Here is a 16695-nt window from a genome sequence, read left to right on the forward strand (position 1 = left end):
CGCGTATCCGGAGCTAGTTCACAGCGCCTTTGCGCGGGCTGCGGCGAGTGCCGCGTCGGCGGCATGGCGGGCGTCGTCGGCCGTCACCGGTTCGCGAGAGATGAACAGCCGGTAGAAGATCGGCGCGACCGCGAAGCGGACGACCTGCTCCGCGTCGACCCCGGGGTCGAGTTCGCCGCGGAGCACGGCCCGTCGCACTATCTCGGCCGACTGCCGGTGGCGAGCTCGATAGAAGTCGTGCAGCGCGGTCGCCGCGGCGGGATTCTGCATGGCGGCGGCGATGAACGCCGTGGCGACCGGACCCGCCTCCGGATCTGCGAATCCGGTGCGGACGAGTTCGGTGAGCGCGCGCAGATCGCCGGCGAGCGTGCCGGTGTCGGGAATGGGCCACGGCTCGGCGGCGGCCAGGTCGAGCGCGTCGGCGATCAGTCCCTCCGGGCTGCCCCAGCGGCGATAGACCGTGGTCTTGTGCACTCCCGAACGCTGGGCGACGGCGTCGACTCCGAGGCCCTGATAGCCGTGCTCGGCGAGTTCGGCGAGGGTGGCCGCGCGCACCGCGTCACGGACCCGTGCGCTGCGGCCGCCGGGACGTTTCCGAGTCTCCAAAGACAACTCCTGTTGCATTAGTGCGAATCATTTGTTAGCTTAAAGCTACACAAGTTGCGATTGGAGTGCATCTGACCACCCAACTGACCCTTCGGGGTGTCGCGAAGTCCTACGGCGAGCGTCGCGTTCTCGACGGCGTCACGTTCTCGATCCGGCCCGGCGAGCGGGTCGGGATAGTCGGTGAAAACGGCTCGGGCAAGTCGACATTGCTGCGCCTGATGACCGGAGCCGAACGGGTCGACGAAGGCGTCGTGACGGTCGCCGCGGCAGGCGGCGTCGGCTATCTGGCGCAGACGTTGGCGGGCGAGACCGTCGCCGACGCCATCGATCTGGCGCTCGCCGAGCTGCGCGACCTGGAGCGGCGCATGGGCGAAGCCGCCGCCGCGCAGGACATGGACGCCTACGGCGACCTGCTCATCGCCTTCGAGGCCAGAGACGGCTACGACGCCGACGCCAGGGTCGAGAAGGCCATGCACGGCCTCGGCCTCGCCGGTATCGGCCGCGACCGCGCCGTGGCGAGCCTCTCCGGCGGAGAACAGGCGCGGCTCGGGCTGGCCTGCCTGCTGGCGGCGTCTCCGGAGATCCTGTTGCTCGACGAGCCGACGAACCATCTCGACGAAGCCGCCCTGACCTGGCTGGAAGACCGTCTTCGCGCCCACCGCGGCACCGTCGTGGTGGTCTCGCACGACCGGGTCTTCCTCGACCGGGTGGTGACCGCGATCATCGAGGTCGAGCACGGCGGCGTCACCCGGTTCGGCGGCGGCTACACCGGTTTCCTCGCCGCGAAGGCCGCGGCGCGACAGCGCTGGGAGCAGGAATACGCGCAGTGGCGCGACGAGATCAGGCGGCTCGAGGAGTTCTCCGCGACCACCGCGCACCGGGTCGCGGCGGGCCGGGTCATGAAGGACAACAACAAGATGGCCTACGACCGCAACGCGGGACGGGTGCAGAGTTCGATCTCCTCGCGAGTGCGCCAGACCGCGGAACGGTTGCGTAGATTGACCGGCGATCCGGTGCCGCCGCCACCGAAGCCGCTGCGCTTCCGCGGCAGATTCGGTGCGGCACAGGCGAAGTCGTTCGCGATCGGCGAGCTCACCCTCGGCCCGCGCGACCGGCTGCTCATCGACGGACCCAACGGCTCCGGCAAGTCGACGCTGCTGGACCGGATCTACGACAGCGCCGAGGGCCGCGTCGGCTACCTGCGCCAGGAGGTCGCGTTCGATCCGGCGCACACGGTCGCGCAGGCCTACGGCCGCGACCGGAAGGCGCTGGTGTCGACAGGTCTTTTCCATTCGAGCGCGCTGGACGTGCCCGTCGGTGCGCTGTCGGAAGGACAGCGGCGCAGGCTCGCGCTGGCCAGGGTCCTGGCGGGCGAGCACGATCTGCTGTTGCTCGACGAGCCGACCAATCACCTGTCACTGGCGTTGGTGGAAGAACTGGAGCAGGCGCTCGGCGAGTATCAGGGCGCGGTGGTCGTGGTCAGTCACGATCGGGCGCTGCGCCGCCGGTTCCGGGGAGAACAGAAGGGAGTGCACGAATTTGCCTGAGATCCGCACGACGATCGAGGCGCCGGGTGCGCCGTACGGCGTGACCGTCGACGAGGCGGGCGCGTTGTGGTTCACGATGGCCGCGCAGGGCGCGATCGGCCGATGGACGGGCGAGCAGGTCGAGACCATCGCTCTCGACCCGGCCGACGGACAGCCGACCGTGGTCGTCGCCGGTCCCGACGACGCGGTGTGGTTCACCGAGTTCCGCGGCAACCGCATCGGCCGGATCGGCGCGGACGGCGCGCTGTCGTTCGTCTCCGCCGACGCGCCGTATGGGCTGTGCACCGGACCGGACGGCGCGCTGTGGTTCACCGAACTTCGGTCCGGCGGCCTCGGTCGGTTGTCCGTCGACGGGACGATCGCCCGGTACCCGGTCGACGGCATGCCCTCGATGATCACCGCCGGGCCCGACGGTGCGCTCTGGTTCACCCTGAATCAGGCGAACGCGATCGGCCGCGTCACCGCCGACGGTGCGATCACCACGTATGAGCTGCCGACCGAGCAGGCGAACCCCGTCGGTGTCACCGCGGGCCCCGACGGTGCGCTGTGGTTCGTCGAGATCGGCGCGGGGCAGGTCGGCCGCATCACCGTCGACGGCGCGATCGAGGAGTTCCCGCTGCCGGATCGCGCGGCGCGTCCGCACGCGATCATCGCGGGCCCCGACGGAGCGCTGTGGTTCACGCAATGGGGGAGCTCGCGACTCGGGCGGATCACCACCGCAGGGCAGATCAGCGAACTCGACCTGCCCGGGGCGGAACCGCACGGTCTTGCGCTCGGCCCCGACGGCGCGATCTGGATCGCTATGGAGTCGGGCGCGCTCGTCTGTGTCGAACTGGACGGGCGGGAGTAGTCAGCCGGCCTCCCGACTCAGCCCCTACGGGGTGGTCAGGGCTTGGACCACCGCGCTGCCGAAGCTGAGATCGTTCGACGTGGCCAGTCGCACGTAGCTGCCGCCGGTGCGCTGGGCGGCGGTCTGCAGCGTCTCGGTGCCGCTGCCGCCGATCACGATGACGTCGACGCGCACCGGGCGGTCCGGATCGGCGGCCGCCGCCATGTCGGCGAGCAGCTGCGCGCCGGTGAGCGCGGAGTCGTCGTCGGGGCCGTCGGTGATCAGCAGCACCGAGTTGGTCCGGCCGTCGGCGTAGCCCGCCACCGCGCTGCGGTAGGCAGCGAGCAGGGCGGGGTAGGCCTGATCGGTCTTGTTCTCGGTGGCGCGCACGCTGGTCAGCGCGGCGTCGATCGTCGCGCGCTGGCTGTCGGCGAGCGCGCCCGTGCGAGCCTGCACCCGGTACGGGTTGACGCCGTCGAGACTCTTGCCGAAGGTCCAGACGCCGAGGCCGAAGTCCGGCGGCATGACGTTCATGGTGGAGCGCAGCGCGCCGAGCGCGTTGGCCAGCCGGGTGGTCGTGCCCTCGGCCGTCGACATGGACGAGGACACGTCGAGCAACACCGTGGACTGGACGCCGAGCACCGGGTGCACGAGGGTGGCCCGCACCTTCTCCAGCGCGGTGCGGGACGCGCCGGGACCGGTCGGCGGCGGCACCGCGGTGAAGCCCGCGGTGGTGAAGAACGGCGACTGTTCGGGGTTGCGCAGGTAGTCCACGAAGAGCCCGGCGATCAGGTTCTGCGTCTGATCCACCCACGGCCCGGACATGAGCGCGGCGGGGTGATCGGCCACCGGCGCGTTGCCGACCGGACGGAAGACGGCCACGCCGGGGCGCCCGGTTATTTGCTGCTCAGTAGCGACTACCGCGTGGATGGCGGAGCCCGCGCCATGGGCCGGATCGGCGATCGTGGCGAGGGCGGTGGCGGTGTCCGCGGTCTCCGGAGCTCCGGACGCCAAGCCGGAGATCGCCGCGACCACTTGGCCGGACTGTGCGCCGGCGTCGGACAGCGGTTCCTCACCGGCTATGGCCGACCCGACCGCGACCGCGGCGGCCACCCTTGCATCGCCGGGAGGCAGCGCCAAGCGCAGTCCGCCCCAGCCGGGCAGGCCGATCTCGCCGAGCGAACCCTGTTGCAGGCGAGCCAGATCGCCCCACGCGACCCGCGCGCTCTCCAGCGCGGCGCGCACTTGCTCGGGCACACCGAGCGCGATCGGGCTGCCCGCGATCGGACTCGGTTCGCCCGCAATGAGTCCCGGCACCCGCATGGACTCCACGGCGCGGGAGGAATCCGGAATCCACAGAGCCGGTTGCGGTCCGAGCGCCGGGTTCCACGCGCCCGCGCGGAAGCCGTCGGCGATCTCGGCCGAGGGGCGTGCGGTCACCGTGACGCGCGCGCAGTGATCGCGCACCTGCGGCTCGGTCGCGTTGTACTTGTCGGCGATGGCGCGCACCGGCGCCTCGAGATCGGGATCGACGGTGACGAACAGGGTCGCGGGTCCCTCGACGCAGTCGGCGGCCGCCGCGCTGTCCCGGTCTGCGGCCCGGTCACGGAACTGGAACCAGGCGAAAACCGAGGCTAAGAGTAACAGCAGAGCGACCACCGCGATAACCGGACCTTTGCTGATACCTCGAGATCTGGTCCCGCTGCGATGAGTGCCCACGGCGCATCAGTGTATGGTCACCGCCGGTCAGCCCGCCCGGCGAGTCCAACTGTTTCGGCGGGCGACGCACGCGAGCCGCCGACACTGTCGTCCGTCGGCGGCTCACGGCGGTCATTCGCGGACCATCCGGCCGCGGTCGAACTCGTGCCCGCCCCACACGCCGGACTGGCCGGTGTCGGCCGCGAAATCGGCGCAGGCCGCGCGGATGGGGCAGCTCGCGCAGATGGTCCGCGCGTAGTCGAAGTCCTCGGACGGGTACGGGAACCAGGCTTCGTGATTCGGGTCGCCACGGCACGCTGCCCGATGCCACCCTCGGGCATCCGAGAGCGGCAGCAGTTCGGCGAGCGTCGACTCGGTTCCGGTCGGTGCGGTTCGGACGGTCATGGATCTTTACTCCTCTCTCGATTCTCAGGCGCTCGCCAGCTGCTTCCAGATCTGGCGTTGCCGTTTGGCCAGGTGATCGGGCGCCTTCGGTTCCCACAGCAGCCGCATGCCCGCCTCCTCCGGCGTGCGGTCGGCCTTGCGCGTGTTGCACGGAGCGCAGGCCGCGACCAGGTTGCTCCAGGTGTTGGGTCCGCCGCGGCTGCGCGGCCGGATGTGGTCGACGGTGCGAGCCCACCCGGCGCAGTAGCCGCACCGGTGCGCGTCCCGGCGCAGCACGCCGGCCAGGGTGGCGCGACTCTGATCGTCGACCCGGCCGGTGTGCTCGATGTACACGTAGCGCAGCAACCGGATGGTCTCCGGCAGCGCGATCTCCACCTGCCGCGACCGGATCGGGAAGTACGGCTCTCTGTCGGCGACGGACTCGGCCGCGCCGCTGATCAGCAGGACGACGGCGCGTTCGGCGGCGACCTCGTCGAGCGCCTCGTAGGAGGCGTTCAGAACGAGGACGCCGGTGTGTATCCAATTGTCGGCGGTCACCGCCGCCGGATCGGCGGCACGACGGAACATCATGGGGCTCACCATGTTTCGTGGAGAAAGTGGAAGATTCGGCGGAGCGCGACGTGACGCTCGCGATCAGGGCGCCGGTTGGATCAGCGTCCGGCCGGGAGGTGGCCTGCCGCGCCGCCGTCGCCGCGCGACGGCCGTTCGTTCTCGACGATCGAGAACCGCTGTACGGCTTTGCTATTCGCCGAATACGCGATCATCCGATGCACGGGCCACCTCCTCCTTCCAGGTACTCGTCGGATCGCCCCGGCGATCGGGGCGATCATCGTGGAATCACATGGTGGCACAGGGAACCCGGGTTTGTCGGGTCATTTTTTCGCGAGGGGGGAGCCTTCAGACCGCCTGCAACGCCGCCGCGCCGAAGGAGACGTCGAACCGGTCGCACCAGATCGAGACGCTGGTCATGGCGGCGAGATCGACATCGGCCGGTATGGCGTAGTTCTGGCTGCCCTTGTTGCCTTTGAGCCGGCCGAGATCGGTGTGGCGACCGTCGTCGAAGACGCCCCAGCCCGCCCTGTCTTCCAGCACAGGTGCGTCGGTGAGCCAGACGTGCAGGTCGGGCCCGTCGGAGGTGTCCAGATCCGCCAGGCGCAAGACCCGGCTGCCGTCGGCCAACTGGAGGACGCTGACGGTGCCCGACGTGCCGTGCTCATGAGAGATGAATGTGCCCGTCGCGAGGGTGCGCGGCGGCTGCGACGCCGGGTCGATCTGCGGCGATCCGCCGGGTGGCGCGACCACGGTGGGGACCGCTTCGTCGACCGTGGTGTTCGTGAAGAGCCGCCATGGCTCGAACAGGGCTAGCGCCACACCGAGCCCGACTACGACCAAGGCCGTGAGTACCCAGGTGAGCGGGGAGCGGGCGATCGTGCGCATAGACGCCATGGCTGTCCTTCCGGTCGCGCGGGCGCGGAATGACGCCCTGCTTCCCTATCGCGGAGCGCAGGCGAAACGCACCCCTGCTCAATCATCACCGAACAGGGGCGCGTCGTTCACCGGTTTCATCCGAGCGGGGTGTGTCCGAGCAGGACGTGTCCGCTGAACAGGGTCTGCTTGGCCCGCGGGAGCGGATGGAACAGGCAGCCGTGCACATCGCGGTAGCGCATCTCCAGCTCGCTGCTGCGCGAGTAGCCGACGCCGCCGACCGTCTCGATGGCCAGGCGCACCGTCTCGATCACCGCGTCCGCCGCGACGGTCTTGCGGCTGAGCGTGCGCGCCGCGTAGGCGTCGGTGTTGGCGAACCCGAGGTTCTCCGAGCCCGCGAACATGGCGTCGACCATATCTGCCGCGGTGGTGTGCGCGTTGGACAGTTCGCCCGCCAGCTGCACGATGTGCGAATCGCCGCGACCGGCCACCAGGTCGAGCGCGGTGCGCACCGCGCCGTCGGCGATGCCGAGGTACGCGGCGAGGACCAGCGGCATCGCCGCGCCGATCACCACGTTCAGTAAGGGCGGCCAGACGTCGGCAGGCCTGATCAGGGAGATGGCGGCGTCGGGGACGAACACGTTCTCCAGCACCACCGTGTGCGAGCCCGTCGCGCGCAAACCCAGAGTGTCCCAGGTCTTTTCGATGCTCACGCCGGGCGCGTTCAGCGGGATCGCGCAGTGCAGCACCTGCGGGCCTTCCGGTCCGTCCTCGTAGCGCACGCTGGTGACGAGCACGGTGCCGACCTCGCAGCCGCTGGCGGGCGCCTTGCGGGCCTGCACCAGGTAGCCGCCGTCGACGCGCTCGGCGCGGCCGTTGGAGCCCACCCAGTCCGAGGCGCCGGTGCTGACAAGCAGCGCGCCGTCGACGACCTTCCGAAACAGCGGGGTGGCGTCGGCGCCGTGCTTGTGCCGCCATACCTGGGTGGCGACCAGGTGCGCGTGCATGGCGAACGCCACCGCCGTCGACGGGTCGTGGCGGCCGAGCTCGCGCAAGATCTCGCCCATGTCGTGGTGGGTGGCGCCTCCGCCGCCGTATTCGGTGGGGACGAGGGCGGCCGAGAGGCCCGCGGTGCGCAGGAGGTCGAAGGCGGCCGCGGAGATCTCGCCGGTGCGGTCGCGGTCGGCGACCTCGGCGCGGAGGGTCTCGCCGATCGAGCGGGCGCGCTCGATCCAGTCGGTGGTGGTGATGACGTCGGGGGTAGCGGTCGTGGTCATGTTTCGAAGCTACGAAGCCACGCGATAACCGAATAGTGCAGAAAGTGGACCGACCCGGTCCACGAAAAGGACCGATGAATCGCGAGGTGCGGCGTGACGACAACGACTGCGGGCTACGGACAGTACTGCCCGATATCCCGGGCCCTCGACCTGCTCGGCGAGCGATGGTCGCTGCTCATCCTGCGTGACCTGCTGCTCGGCAGCACCCGTTTCAACGACCTCGCCCGCGGCCTGCCAGGGCTGTCGCGCACCCTGCTCACCAAGCGGTTGCGCCAGTTCGAGCGCGCGGGGTTGATCGAGAAGATCGGCGGCCGGTACCTGATGACAGAGGCCGGACGTGACCTCGAGCCGATCCTGTTCGGCCTCGGCGCTTGGGGCGCGCGCTGGACCTTCGGTGAACCCGACCCGGAAGAACTCGACGCCGACCTGCTCGTCTGGTGGATGCACACCCGCTTGGACACCTCCTCGTTCCCCAGCGCCCGGCAGGTGCTCGCGGTGCGGTTCACCGACGATCCGCGCCGCTACTGGATCGTCGTCGAACGCGGCGCGCCCTCGGTGTGCGTCACCGATCCCGGCTATCCGGTGGACGTCACGATTCGCTCCGATGTCAGCTCGCTCTACCAGGTGTGGCTCGGCCGAATTCCGGTGTCGCACGCGCTGCGCACCGGTCGGCTCGAATTCGCCGGACCGACGGTGCTGACGCGCAGGATGCCTGCCGTGCTGCAACTGAGTCCGGTTGCCCCGTATTCGGATTCGCGGGCCGAACTGACATCGATGTCGGCCTGAACGGGCCGGTGGGCTAGGGGTTGCGCGCGATATCGATGCGGATGGAATCGCTGTCCTTGATGACGAACACCCGGTCCTGCTTGGCTTTCCACTGCTGTGGGAGCAGGTAATAGCGGTCCGAGGTGCGTACGAGAAGCCACAGTCCGCTGTAGACGTAGCGGTATTTCTCGTTGGGCGCGGTGATCTCGCCGACCTGCGCGCCCGCGCCCTCGATGCCGAGACGGTCGACGCTGAACACGACGATGGCGGGCCGGTCGACGAAATGCACCGCCTCCTGGTGCACGGCGTCGTCCCGGCCCTTGCGGTCGGCGAAGGCGGCGACGGCCCAGATGTAGCCGATCATGACGATCGCGACGAGCGCGATGGTCCTGACCTGCATCACCGTCCGGCTCGGCCGCCGGATGCCGAGTACGGCGGGGTACCGCCAGAGCAGCCAGGTCGCGTAGCCGATCATCGCCGCGCCCGCGATCAGCAGGAACGGCGCCTCTTCCACGAGCGGAGCGGCGAACGGCGTCGGCGTGGAGGTGATGACGGCGACCACGGCGATGAGCAAAACGCCCGCCGCGGCCGACAGCCGGACCCACCACCGCAGCGTCTTGCGCGGACGCCCGCTTTTGAGCGCGTGCCAGACCGGCAATCTCCGGACGGCGAGCAGGCCGAGGATCCAGAACAGGGTGGTGAGCAGCGGCAGGAACATCGCGCCGACGCTGAAGAGGATGTAGTCCTGTGTGGTGAATCCGAGCGTTCCGGCGGACACGCCGAAGTGCCAGAAGAAGGCCCGGCTGTAAGCCCAGCCGAAGTAGTAGAGCACGCCGGTGACGAACGCCACCTGCGAGGCGACGGCTCCGAGCAGGGGAAGCAGCGCGAAGGCGCGCGCGTCGGTCTCGGAGGTCACTGGGATGGCGTGGGTACGGACGAATTGGACGTGGGAGCGGGCGAGTTGCTCGGACCGACTTCAGCGGCCGTCGGACCCAGCGAGTTCGTCGGAAGTGTCGTGGGCGGCCCAACCGTGGAGACGGTCGACGTCGGTCGGCTGACCGGTGTGGCGGTGTTCGGAATCAGACCTGTAGGCCCGATCGTCGGCGGCATCGGCGTGGGTAAGGACGCGGTCGTGACCGTCGGCGTCGGTGTGGCGGATACGGCGTTCGTCGTCGGCGTGGTCGTCGTACCACTGTCTCCGGTGTCCCCGTCCCCGCACCCGGCCACGGCGAGAGCCGACGCCAGTAGCACCGCGGCGATGCCATATCCGGTACGCACGATCGGAAATCCCCTCGTCGTCCGATCCACAATTGCCCCGAAAATTGTGGCACGGCACCCGCCCCGCGCGGGACCGTTCGCGGAGATCGAATCCCGCCGGGACCACGCCACGATGGTCCCGGCGCACCGTTCGGCTACAGGTTCCCGACGACGTGCTCCAGTCGCCGCGCGACCAGTTCCCGCGCCTGCTCCCGCAGCGCGGGCCGGTACCCGCTCGGGTAGACGGGATCGCCGGGGGCGTAGTTCTTCAGCACTTCCTTGGCGAGTGTGATCTTGTGGACCTCGGTCGGCCCGTCGGCGATCGCCATGACCTCGGCGTAGTTCATCATGTCGACGAACGGCAGGTCCTCGCTGACGCCGATGGCGCCGTGCAGGTGCAAGGCGCGCTGGGCGATGTCGTGCATGACCTTGGGCATGGCCACCTTGATGGCGGCGATGTCCTTGCGCACCTTCAGGTAGTCCTGTTCCTTGTCGATGCGCCATGCGGTGCGCAGCACCAGCAGCCGGAACTGTTCCATCTCGATCCAGCTGTCGGCGATGCGCTCCTGGGTCATCTGCAAGCCGCCGAGCGGCCCCTTGCGCATCTGCCGCGATACCGCGCGTTCACACATCATGTCGAAAGCCTTGCGCACCAAGGCGACCGTGCGCATGGCGTGGTGCACGCGTCCGCCGCCGAGCCGGGTCTGGGCGACGACGAAGCCCTGGCCCTCGGCGCCGAGCAGGTGGTCGGCGGGGACCCGTACGTCGGTGAAGCGCAGGTGACCCTCGTGCTCGCTGAAGCCGTGCACGTGGAAGTTCTTGACGATCTCCAGGCCGGGCGCGTCGGCGGGGACGATGAACATCGACATGCCCTGGTACGGGCTGACATCCGGGTTGGTGACGACCATGACGATGTGGAAGCTCGCGAACTGCGCGTTGGAGTTGAACCACTTCTCGCCGTTGATCACCCAGTGGTCGCCGTCGCGCACCGCGCGGGTGCGGAAGAGCGTCGGGTCCGAGCCGCCGGTGGGCTCGGTCATCACGTAACAGGAGCCGATCTCACCGGCCAGCAGCGGCTCGAGGTACTTCGCCTTCTGTTCCGGGGTGCCGTAGTGCGCGAGGATCTCGGCGTTGCCGGAATCCGGTGCCTGGCAACCGAATACCGACGGCGCCCAGACGGACGTGCCGAGCACCTCGTTGAGCAGCGCCAGCTTCATCTGTCCGTAGCCCTGGCCGCCGAGCTCGGGGCCGAGGTGGCAGGCCCACAGCCCCTGTTCCTTCACCTTCTCCTTGAGCGGCCGCATGAGCGCCATGGCCTCGGTGTTGCTGCGGTCGTAGGGATTCGGGTACAGCAGGTCGAGCGGCTCCACCTCGGTGCGGACGAACTCGGCGGCCCAGTCCAGCTTCCGCTGGAACTCCGGTTCCGTTTCGAAATCCCAAGCCATGATCAGCCTTTCGTGTGGTGGTCGGTGACGACGACGCCGTCCAGGACGGTGGCGGCGAGCAGTTCCGCGATCTCGCCGGGGGAGCGGCCGCCGTGCGGGCGATACCAGAAGGTCACCATGTTCAGCATGCCGAGGACGCTGTTGGTGATCACGTGGTCGGCGGTGCGCAGCAGGCCTGCGGCGTAACCCGCGTCGAGCACCTGCTGCCAGTGCAGTTGAATCCGGTCGCGCAATTCCTGTAGCTGCGCGCCACGCTCGCCGGTGAGCGCGCCCACGTCGCGCAGCTGGATGGCGACCTCGCGACGGTGGTCCACGATCAGTTCGACGTGGCTGTGAATCAGCTTGCGCAGCTTGGTGATCGGGTCGTCGTCGCCGCTCGTGATGCGTTCGGCGTCGGCCAGCATGAGCTGGATGTAGTCGCGCAGGATCTGCCAGAGCAGTTCTTCCTTCGACCCGATGTGGTAGTACAGCGCGCCGCGCTGCACGTCGGCGCGGTCGCCGATCTCGGCGACGCCGGTGCCGTGGAAGCCCTTCTCCGCGAAGAGTTCCACGGCGGCGCGGACGATACGACCCCTGGTGTCGCCCGCCGTCGATTCCGAGGCGGGCGGGCGTCCGCGACGGCGCGTGAGGCCGGTCATCCCCACGGATCCAGCAGGATCTTGCAGACCTTGTCGTCGCGCTCGGCGAACATGCGGTACGCCGCAGGCCCTTCCGACATCGGCAACCGGTGCGAGACCACGGCTTCCGGGCGCAGCCTGCCCGCGGCGGTGAGTTTCAGCAGCGCGGGCAGTTCGTATTGGACCGAGCACAGCCCGATGTGGAACTCGAGCTCCTTGACCTGCGCGAGCGGCAGGTGGAAGGGGAAGGCCCGGTTCTGGCTGACGCCGACGACGCTGACCCGTCCGCGATGGCCGACCACACTGGTCGCCAACGCGATGGTGGCGTCGGCGCCGACCGCCTCGAGCGCGACATCGGCGCCGCCGCCGAGCATTTCGCGCACGGCCTGCTTCGGGTCATCGGATTCGACGGGTTCCGCGCCCAGCTCGGCCGCCCTGGCGCGCCGGTCGGCGACCAGGTCGATGCCGAGCACCCGCGCGGCGCCCATCGCGAACGCGGACTGCACCGCCATCAGTCCGACCGGGCCCAATCCGATCACGACCACGGTGTCGCCCGGCGCGACGCGCGCCCGCCGGGCGGCGTACCAGGCGGTGGGGGCGTTGTCGGTCAGTACGATCGCCGCCTCGTCGCCGATCGCGTCGGGCAGTCGCACCAGGTTGCCGGTGGCGTGCGGCACCGCGAGCAGCTGCGCCTGCGCCCCCGGCAGCGAGCCGCCGAGCCCGTAGCAGGCGTCGACCGGCAACGGCTGCCGCTCGCACGCCGCGACGATGCCAGACCGGCAGCGGCCGCAGCGGTCGCAGCCCGCCGAAGCGGGCACAAGCACCCGGTCGCCGACCGCGAGGCCGTGCGCCTGGGGCCCGAGCTCCACGATTTCGCCGACGGCCTCGTGACCGACTCCGTAGCCGGTGCCGGGAGCGAATCCGTGACCCCCGTATATGTGCAGGTCGCTGCCGCAGATTCCGGCGGCGGTGACCCGCACGATCGCCCCGTCTTCGCCGGGCAGCACCGGGTCGCCGATATCGCCGAACGAGATCGCTCGAGGCCCGGCGTAGGTCAGTGCTTTCACGGGAGTGTCCCTTCGATCGTGAGTGCGTATGGCGTGCGGCTCATCGCCAGCCGCCGTCGAGCGCGAGGGTCGCCCCGGTGCAGAAGGACGACGCCTCGGTGGCGAAGTACATTGCGGCGCCGACGATTTCGTCCGGCCTGCCGACCCGGCCCATGGCGTTGTGGTCGGTGAGCGCGGCGCGCAGCTCGTCGGGCCAGGCCTTGGCGATGTCCGTCTCGAAAGGTCCGCACTGGATCGTGTTGACCCGCACCTTCGGCCCGTAGGTCTGTGCCAGGCCCGCGGTGAGCGCGTTGAGTCCGGCCTTGGCCGCCGCGTAGGGCACCGCGAGCGGTTCCGGCCTCGCGGCCTCGATGGAGGAGATGTTGACGATGCTGCCGCCCTCGCCCGCCGCCATCCTCGTCGCGACGAGCGCGGAGAGCCGGAACGGTCCCTTGAGGTTCACGCCGACGACCTTGTCGAACATCGCCTCGCTCACCTGGTCGAGGCTGGGATACAGCAGGGACATGCCCGCGTTGTTCACCAGCACGTCGACCCGGCCGAACTCCGCGTAGGCGGCCTCGACGAGCGCGTCGCACTGGTCCCACTCGCTCACGTTGCAGGCGACCGGGAGCGCCCGGCGGCCGTGCGCGTTCTTCACCTCGTCGGCCAGCGCGACGCAGCCCTCGAGCCTGCGGCCCGCGATGACGACGTCCGCGCCCGCGGCGGCGAAGGCGAGCACCATCTCCCGGCCCAGGCCGCGGCTGCCGCCGGTGACCAGAACGACCTTGTCGGTGAGCGACATCGGGCGCCCCTTCCGCAGCAGAAATGTTCCGGTCAGTACATTAATTGCGCTGAGCGTTACGATCAAGAGGTTGTTCGGCCGACCGCCGACATCGCGTGACGCGCCGACCGATCGACCCCGATCGACGGCGTGGCGAAATATCGCGAGCAGCCCTGGCGTTCACCCGACGCACTCGGCGTGCGCTGGCCCTCCACAGGGCATGGGCCTACCGACGGGTAACGTATAGCCCGTCTTTTTCACCCGGCTTTCTCAGAAGTGAGGCAGTAGATGACAGAGCGGATTCAGGTCGGCGGGCTCCAGGTGGCCAGCGTTCTCCACGAGTTCGTCGAGAACGAGGCGCTTCCCGGTACCGGCGTAGATTCCGCCGCGTTCTGGGCGGGCGCCGAGCAGGTGATCAACGACCTCGCTCCGCGCAACCGCGCCCTGCTGGCCGAGCGCGACGAGATCCAGGGCAAGCTCGACGCCTGGCATGCCGAGAACCCGGGCGCCGGCTACGACAAGGCCGCCTACAAGAACTTCCTGACCGAGATCGGCTACCTGCGCCCCGAGCCCGCCGACTTCGAGATCGAGACCGAGAACGTGGACGCGGAGATCGCCGTCACCGCCGGTCCGCAGCTGGTGGTCCCGGTCATGAACGCGCGCTTCGCGATCAACGCCGCCAACGCCCGGTGGGGCTCGCTGTACGACGCGCTCTACGGCACCGACGCCATCTCCGAGGCGAACGGCGCCGAGAAGGGCACCGGCTACAACAAGGTGCGCGGCGACAAGGTCATCGAGTGGGCGCGCAACTTCCTCGACGACTCCGTCACCCTGATCACCGGTTCGCACATCGGCTCCACCTCCTACAAGATCGTCGACGGCGAGCTGGAGGTCGGTCTGGAGGACGGCACCGAGATCGGTCTGGCCGACCCCTCGCAGCTGGTCGGCTACCTCGGTGACCCGGCCGCGCCGAGCTCGGTGCTGCTGAAGCACAACGGCCTGCACATCGAGATCCAGATCGACCCGAGCTCGCCCATCGGCAGCACCGACACCGCGGGCGTCAAGGACGTCGTGCTGGAGTCCGCGGTCACCACGATCATGGACTTCGAGGACTCGGTCGCCGCGGTGGACGCCGAGGACAAGGTGCTCTGCTACCACAACTGGCTCGGCCTGATGAAGGGCACGCTCGCCGAGAAGGTCACCAAGGGCGACAAGTCCTTCACCCGCACCATGAACCCGGACCGCGTCTACACCGCGCTGGACGGTTCCGAGCTGGTGCTGCACGGCCGTTCGCTGCTGTTCGTGCGCAACGTCGGCCACCTGATGACCTCCGACGCCATCCTCGACGCCGAGGGCAACGAGGTGCCGGAGGGCATCATGGACGGCCTGATCACCTCGTTGATCGCCAAGCACTCGCTGGGCGACGACACCGAGCTGAAGAACAGCCGCACCGGCTCGGTCTACATCGTGAAGCCGAAGATGCACGGCCCCGACGAGGTCGCCTTCACCAACGAGCTGTTCGGCCGCATCGAGGACGTCATCGGCCTCGACCGCAACACTCTCAAGGTCGGCATCATGGACGAGGAGCGCCGCACCACGGTGAACCTCAAGGCCTGCATCCAGGCCGCCAAGGAGCGGGTGGTGTTCATCAACACCGGCTTCCTCGACCGCACCGGCGACGAGATCCACACGTCCATGGAGGCCGGGCCGATGGTCCGCAAGGCCGACATGAAGGCCCAGCAGTGGATCCTGTCCTACGAGGACTGGAACGTCGACACCGGTCTGACCGCGGGTCTGCCCGGCAAGGCGCAGATCGGCAAGGGCATGTGGGCCATGCCTGACCTGATGGCCGACATGCTGGTCCAGAAGGTCGGTCACCCGAAGGCGGGCGCCAACACCGCGTGGGTGCCCTCGCCGACCGCCGCCACCCTGCACGCGACCCACTACCACCTGGTCGACGTGTTCAAGCGGCAGGCCGAGATCGCCAAGGGCGGTCGCCGCGCCACCGTCGACCAGATCCTGGAGATCCCGCTGGCCGCCGAGCCCAACTGGACCGCCGAGGAGAAGCAGCAGGAGCTCGACAACAACTCGCAGTCCATCCTCGGCTACGTGGTGCGCTGGATCGACCAGGGCGTCGGCTGCTCCAAGGTGCCCGACATCAAGGACGTCGCGCTCATGGAAGACCGTGCCACCCTGCGGATCTCGAGCCAGCTCATGGCGAACTGGCTGCGCCACGGCATCGTCACCGCCGACGAGGTGGTGGCCAGCCTGGAGCGGATGGCCCCGGTCGTCGACCGCCAGAACGCGGGCGACCCGAACTACCGCGCGATGGCCACGGACTTCGCGGGCAGCATCGCCTTCCAGGCCGCCAAGGAACTGATCCTCGAGGGCACCAAGCAGCCCAACGGCTACACCGAGCCCATCCTGCACCGCCGCCGCCGCGAGGCCAAGGCGCTGGACTGCGTGTAATACGCTGAGCGGCAAACGAATCCCCCGGTCGAGTCGGCCGGGGGATTCGCGCGTCATAGCCCCCTGTCGGCCATGGCCGCGTAGCTCAGGGCGGTGACCACGCCGTACGCCAGGTGGGGCACGAGGTCGCTGAGCCAATCGGAGCGCCCCCACCGGCGGGGATCGGAGACCTTCAGAGTGAACAGCGAGAACCCGGTGAGTGACATGGCCGCGGCGGTATTGGCGAGGCTCGCGGCCGGAATCGATGGCTGCCATCCGGTGGAACGGGCGAAACCGTAAACGCAGCCCACCGAGAGACCGGTCCCGGTGCCCAGCAGCGATCCCGCGCCGGAGATCCGGCTCTGCCGCTGTTCATCGTCACCGGGCACTTGCACGCCCAGCTTGTCGGCCATGCGCTGGACGCTCTCTTCCGGAGTGCGGCTCGGCGGCCGACCACGCGCCATCATGTCGAGGAAGGTGACGGCGTTCAACGCGGTGGTTCCGGCGGCCCCGGCGGCCGCGCCCCACAGGATGGCTCTCAGCACGGTG

General features: G+C 69.3%; 16 protein-coding genes. 4 read left to right on the plus strand and 12 right to left on the minus strand.

All coding sequences use genetic code 11. From position 1 onward, the window contains the following. Positions 1 to 18 precede the first annotated feature (18 nt). Positions 19 to 606 carry a TetR/AcrR family transcriptional regulator gene (locus tag NX1_RS05685; RefSeq protein WP_245668338.1) on the minus strand — a complete coding sequence of 196 codons (588 nt, stop codon included), beginning with the start codon at positions 604 to 606 and terminating at the stop codon, positions 19 to 21. A gap of 71 nt (positions 607 to 677) precedes the next feature. Here NX1_RS05685 and NX1_RS05690 point away from each other — a divergent pair, with 71 nt between their 5' ends. Together NX1_RS05690 and NX1_RS05695 are read left to right on the plus strand one after the other, a co-directional pair. Beyond that, positions 678 to 2153: an ABC-F family ATP-binding cassette domain-containing protein gene (locus NX1_RS05690; RefSeq protein WP_068055228.1), complete on the plus strand. Its 1476-nt coding sequence runs from the start codon at positions 678 to 680 to the stop codon at positions 2151 to 2153. Beyond that, complete coding sequence (locus tag NX1_RS05695; RefSeq protein ID WP_068054880.1) at positions 2146 to 3003, plus strand: virginiamycin B lyase family protein; 858 nt, start codon at positions 2146 to 2148, stop codon at positions 3001 to 3003. Before NX1_RS05690 ends, NX1_RS05695 begins: the two co-directional genes overlap by 8 nt. A gap of 24 nt (positions 3004 to 3027) precedes the next feature. On the opposite strand, the gene NX1_RS05700 is transcribed toward NX1_RS05695, so the two are convergent. The 5 genes from NX1_RS05700 to NX1_RS05720 form a co-directional block, all read right to left on the minus strand. Then, a complete protein-coding gene (locus tag NX1_RS05700) occupies positions 3028 to 4641 on the minus strand; it encodes a VWA domain-containing protein (RefSeq protein ID WP_245668340.1) in 1614 nt (537 codons plus the stop codon). Between the two features lie 171 nt (positions 4642 to 4812). After that, on the minus strand, positions 4813 to 5085 hold the full coding sequence (locus tag NX1_RS05705; RefSeq protein WP_068054888.1) for a WhiB family transcriptional regulator: 273 nt from the start codon (positions 5083 to 5085) through the stop codon (positions 4813 to 4815). Between the two features lie 24 nt (positions 5086 to 5109). After that, complete coding sequence (locus tag NX1_RS05710; protein WP_068054892.1) at positions 5110 to 5655, minus strand: HNH endonuclease; 546 nt, start codon at positions 5653 to 5655, stop codon at positions 5110 to 5112. 327 nt (positions 5656 to 5982) lie between these two features. Further along, positions 5983 to 6531: a DM13 domain-containing protein gene (locus NX1_RS05715; RefSeq protein ID WP_068054895.1), complete on the minus strand. Its 549-nt coding sequence runs from the start codon at positions 6529 to 6531 to the stop codon at positions 5983 to 5985. A 116-nt stretch (positions 6532 to 6647) separates the two neighbouring features. Beyond that, the gene (locus tag NX1_RS05720) at positions 6648 to 7787 is read right to left on the minus strand and encodes an acyl-CoA dehydrogenase family protein (RefSeq protein ID WP_068054901.1); all 1140 of its coding nucleotides are present in this window, start codon (positions 7785 to 7787) and stop codon (positions 6648 to 6650) included. A gap of 93 nt (positions 7788 to 7880) precedes the next feature. On the opposite strand from NX1_RS05720, the gene NX1_RS05725 reads away from it, so the two are divergent. Then, complete coding sequence (locus NX1_RS05725) at positions 7881 to 8573, plus strand: winged helix-turn-helix transcriptional regulator (RefSeq protein WP_068054904.1); 693 nt, start codon at positions 7881 to 7883, stop codon at positions 8571 to 8573. 13 nt (positions 8574 to 8586) lie between these two features. Here NX1_RS05725 and NX1_RS05730 read toward each other — a convergent pair whose 3' ends face one another. The 5 genes from NX1_RS05730 to NX1_RS05755 form a co-directional block, all read right to left on the minus strand. Then, positions 8587 to 9468, minus strand: coding sequence for a hypothetical protein (locus tag NX1_RS05730; protein ID WP_068054909.1), 882 nt, complete (start codon positions 9466 to 9468; stop codon positions 8587 to 8589). Positions 9469 to 9964: 496 nt separating this feature from the next. Beyond that, complete coding sequence (locus tag NX1_RS05740; protein ID WP_068054915.1) at positions 9965 to 11254, minus strand: acyl-CoA dehydrogenase family protein; 1290 nt, start codon at positions 11252 to 11254, stop codon at positions 9965 to 9967. A 2-nt stretch (positions 11255 to 11256) separates the two neighbouring features. Continuing rightward, positions 11257 to 11892, minus strand: a complete 636-nt coding sequence (locus tag NX1_RS05745; protein ID WP_068054918.1) for a TetR/AcrR family transcriptional regulator — start codon at positions 11890 to 11892, stop codon at positions 11257 to 11259. Further along, a complete protein-coding gene (locus tag NX1_RS05750; RefSeq protein ID WP_068054921.1) occupies positions 11889 to 12938 on the minus strand; it encodes a zinc-binding dehydrogenase in 1050 nt (349 codons plus the stop codon). Before NX1_RS05750 ends, NX1_RS05745 begins: the two co-directional genes overlap by 4 nt. Before the next feature lie 40 nt (positions 12939 to 12978). Next, positions 12979 to 13719: an SDR family NAD(P)-dependent oxidoreductase gene (locus NX1_RS05755; RefSeq protein ID WP_068054923.1), complete on the minus strand. Its 741-nt coding sequence runs from the start codon at positions 13717 to 13719 to the stop codon at positions 12979 to 12981. 267 nt (positions 13720 to 13986) lie between these two features. Here NX1_RS05755 and NX1_RS05760 point away from each other — a divergent pair, with 267 nt between their 5' ends. Further along, on the plus strand, positions 13987 to 16167 hold the full coding sequence (locus NX1_RS05760) for a malate synthase G (RefSeq protein ID WP_068054925.1): 2181 nt from the start codon (positions 13987 to 13989) through the stop codon (positions 16165 to 16167). Positions 16168 to 16220: 53 nt separating this feature from the next. Here the strand turns inward: NX1_RS05760 and NX1_RS05765 are convergent, their stop codons facing one another. Further along, entirely contained in the window at positions 16221 to 16691 is a 471-nt protein-coding gene (locus tag NX1_RS05765; protein WP_068055231.1) for a hypothetical protein, read from the minus strand. Positions 16692 to 16695: the final 4 nt, after the last annotated feature.

The organism is Nocardia xishanensis NBRC 101358, from assembly GCF_001613365.1.
Lineage (GTDB): Bacteria > Actinomycetota > Actinomycetes > Mycobacteriales > Mycobacteriaceae > Nocardia > Nocardia xishanensis.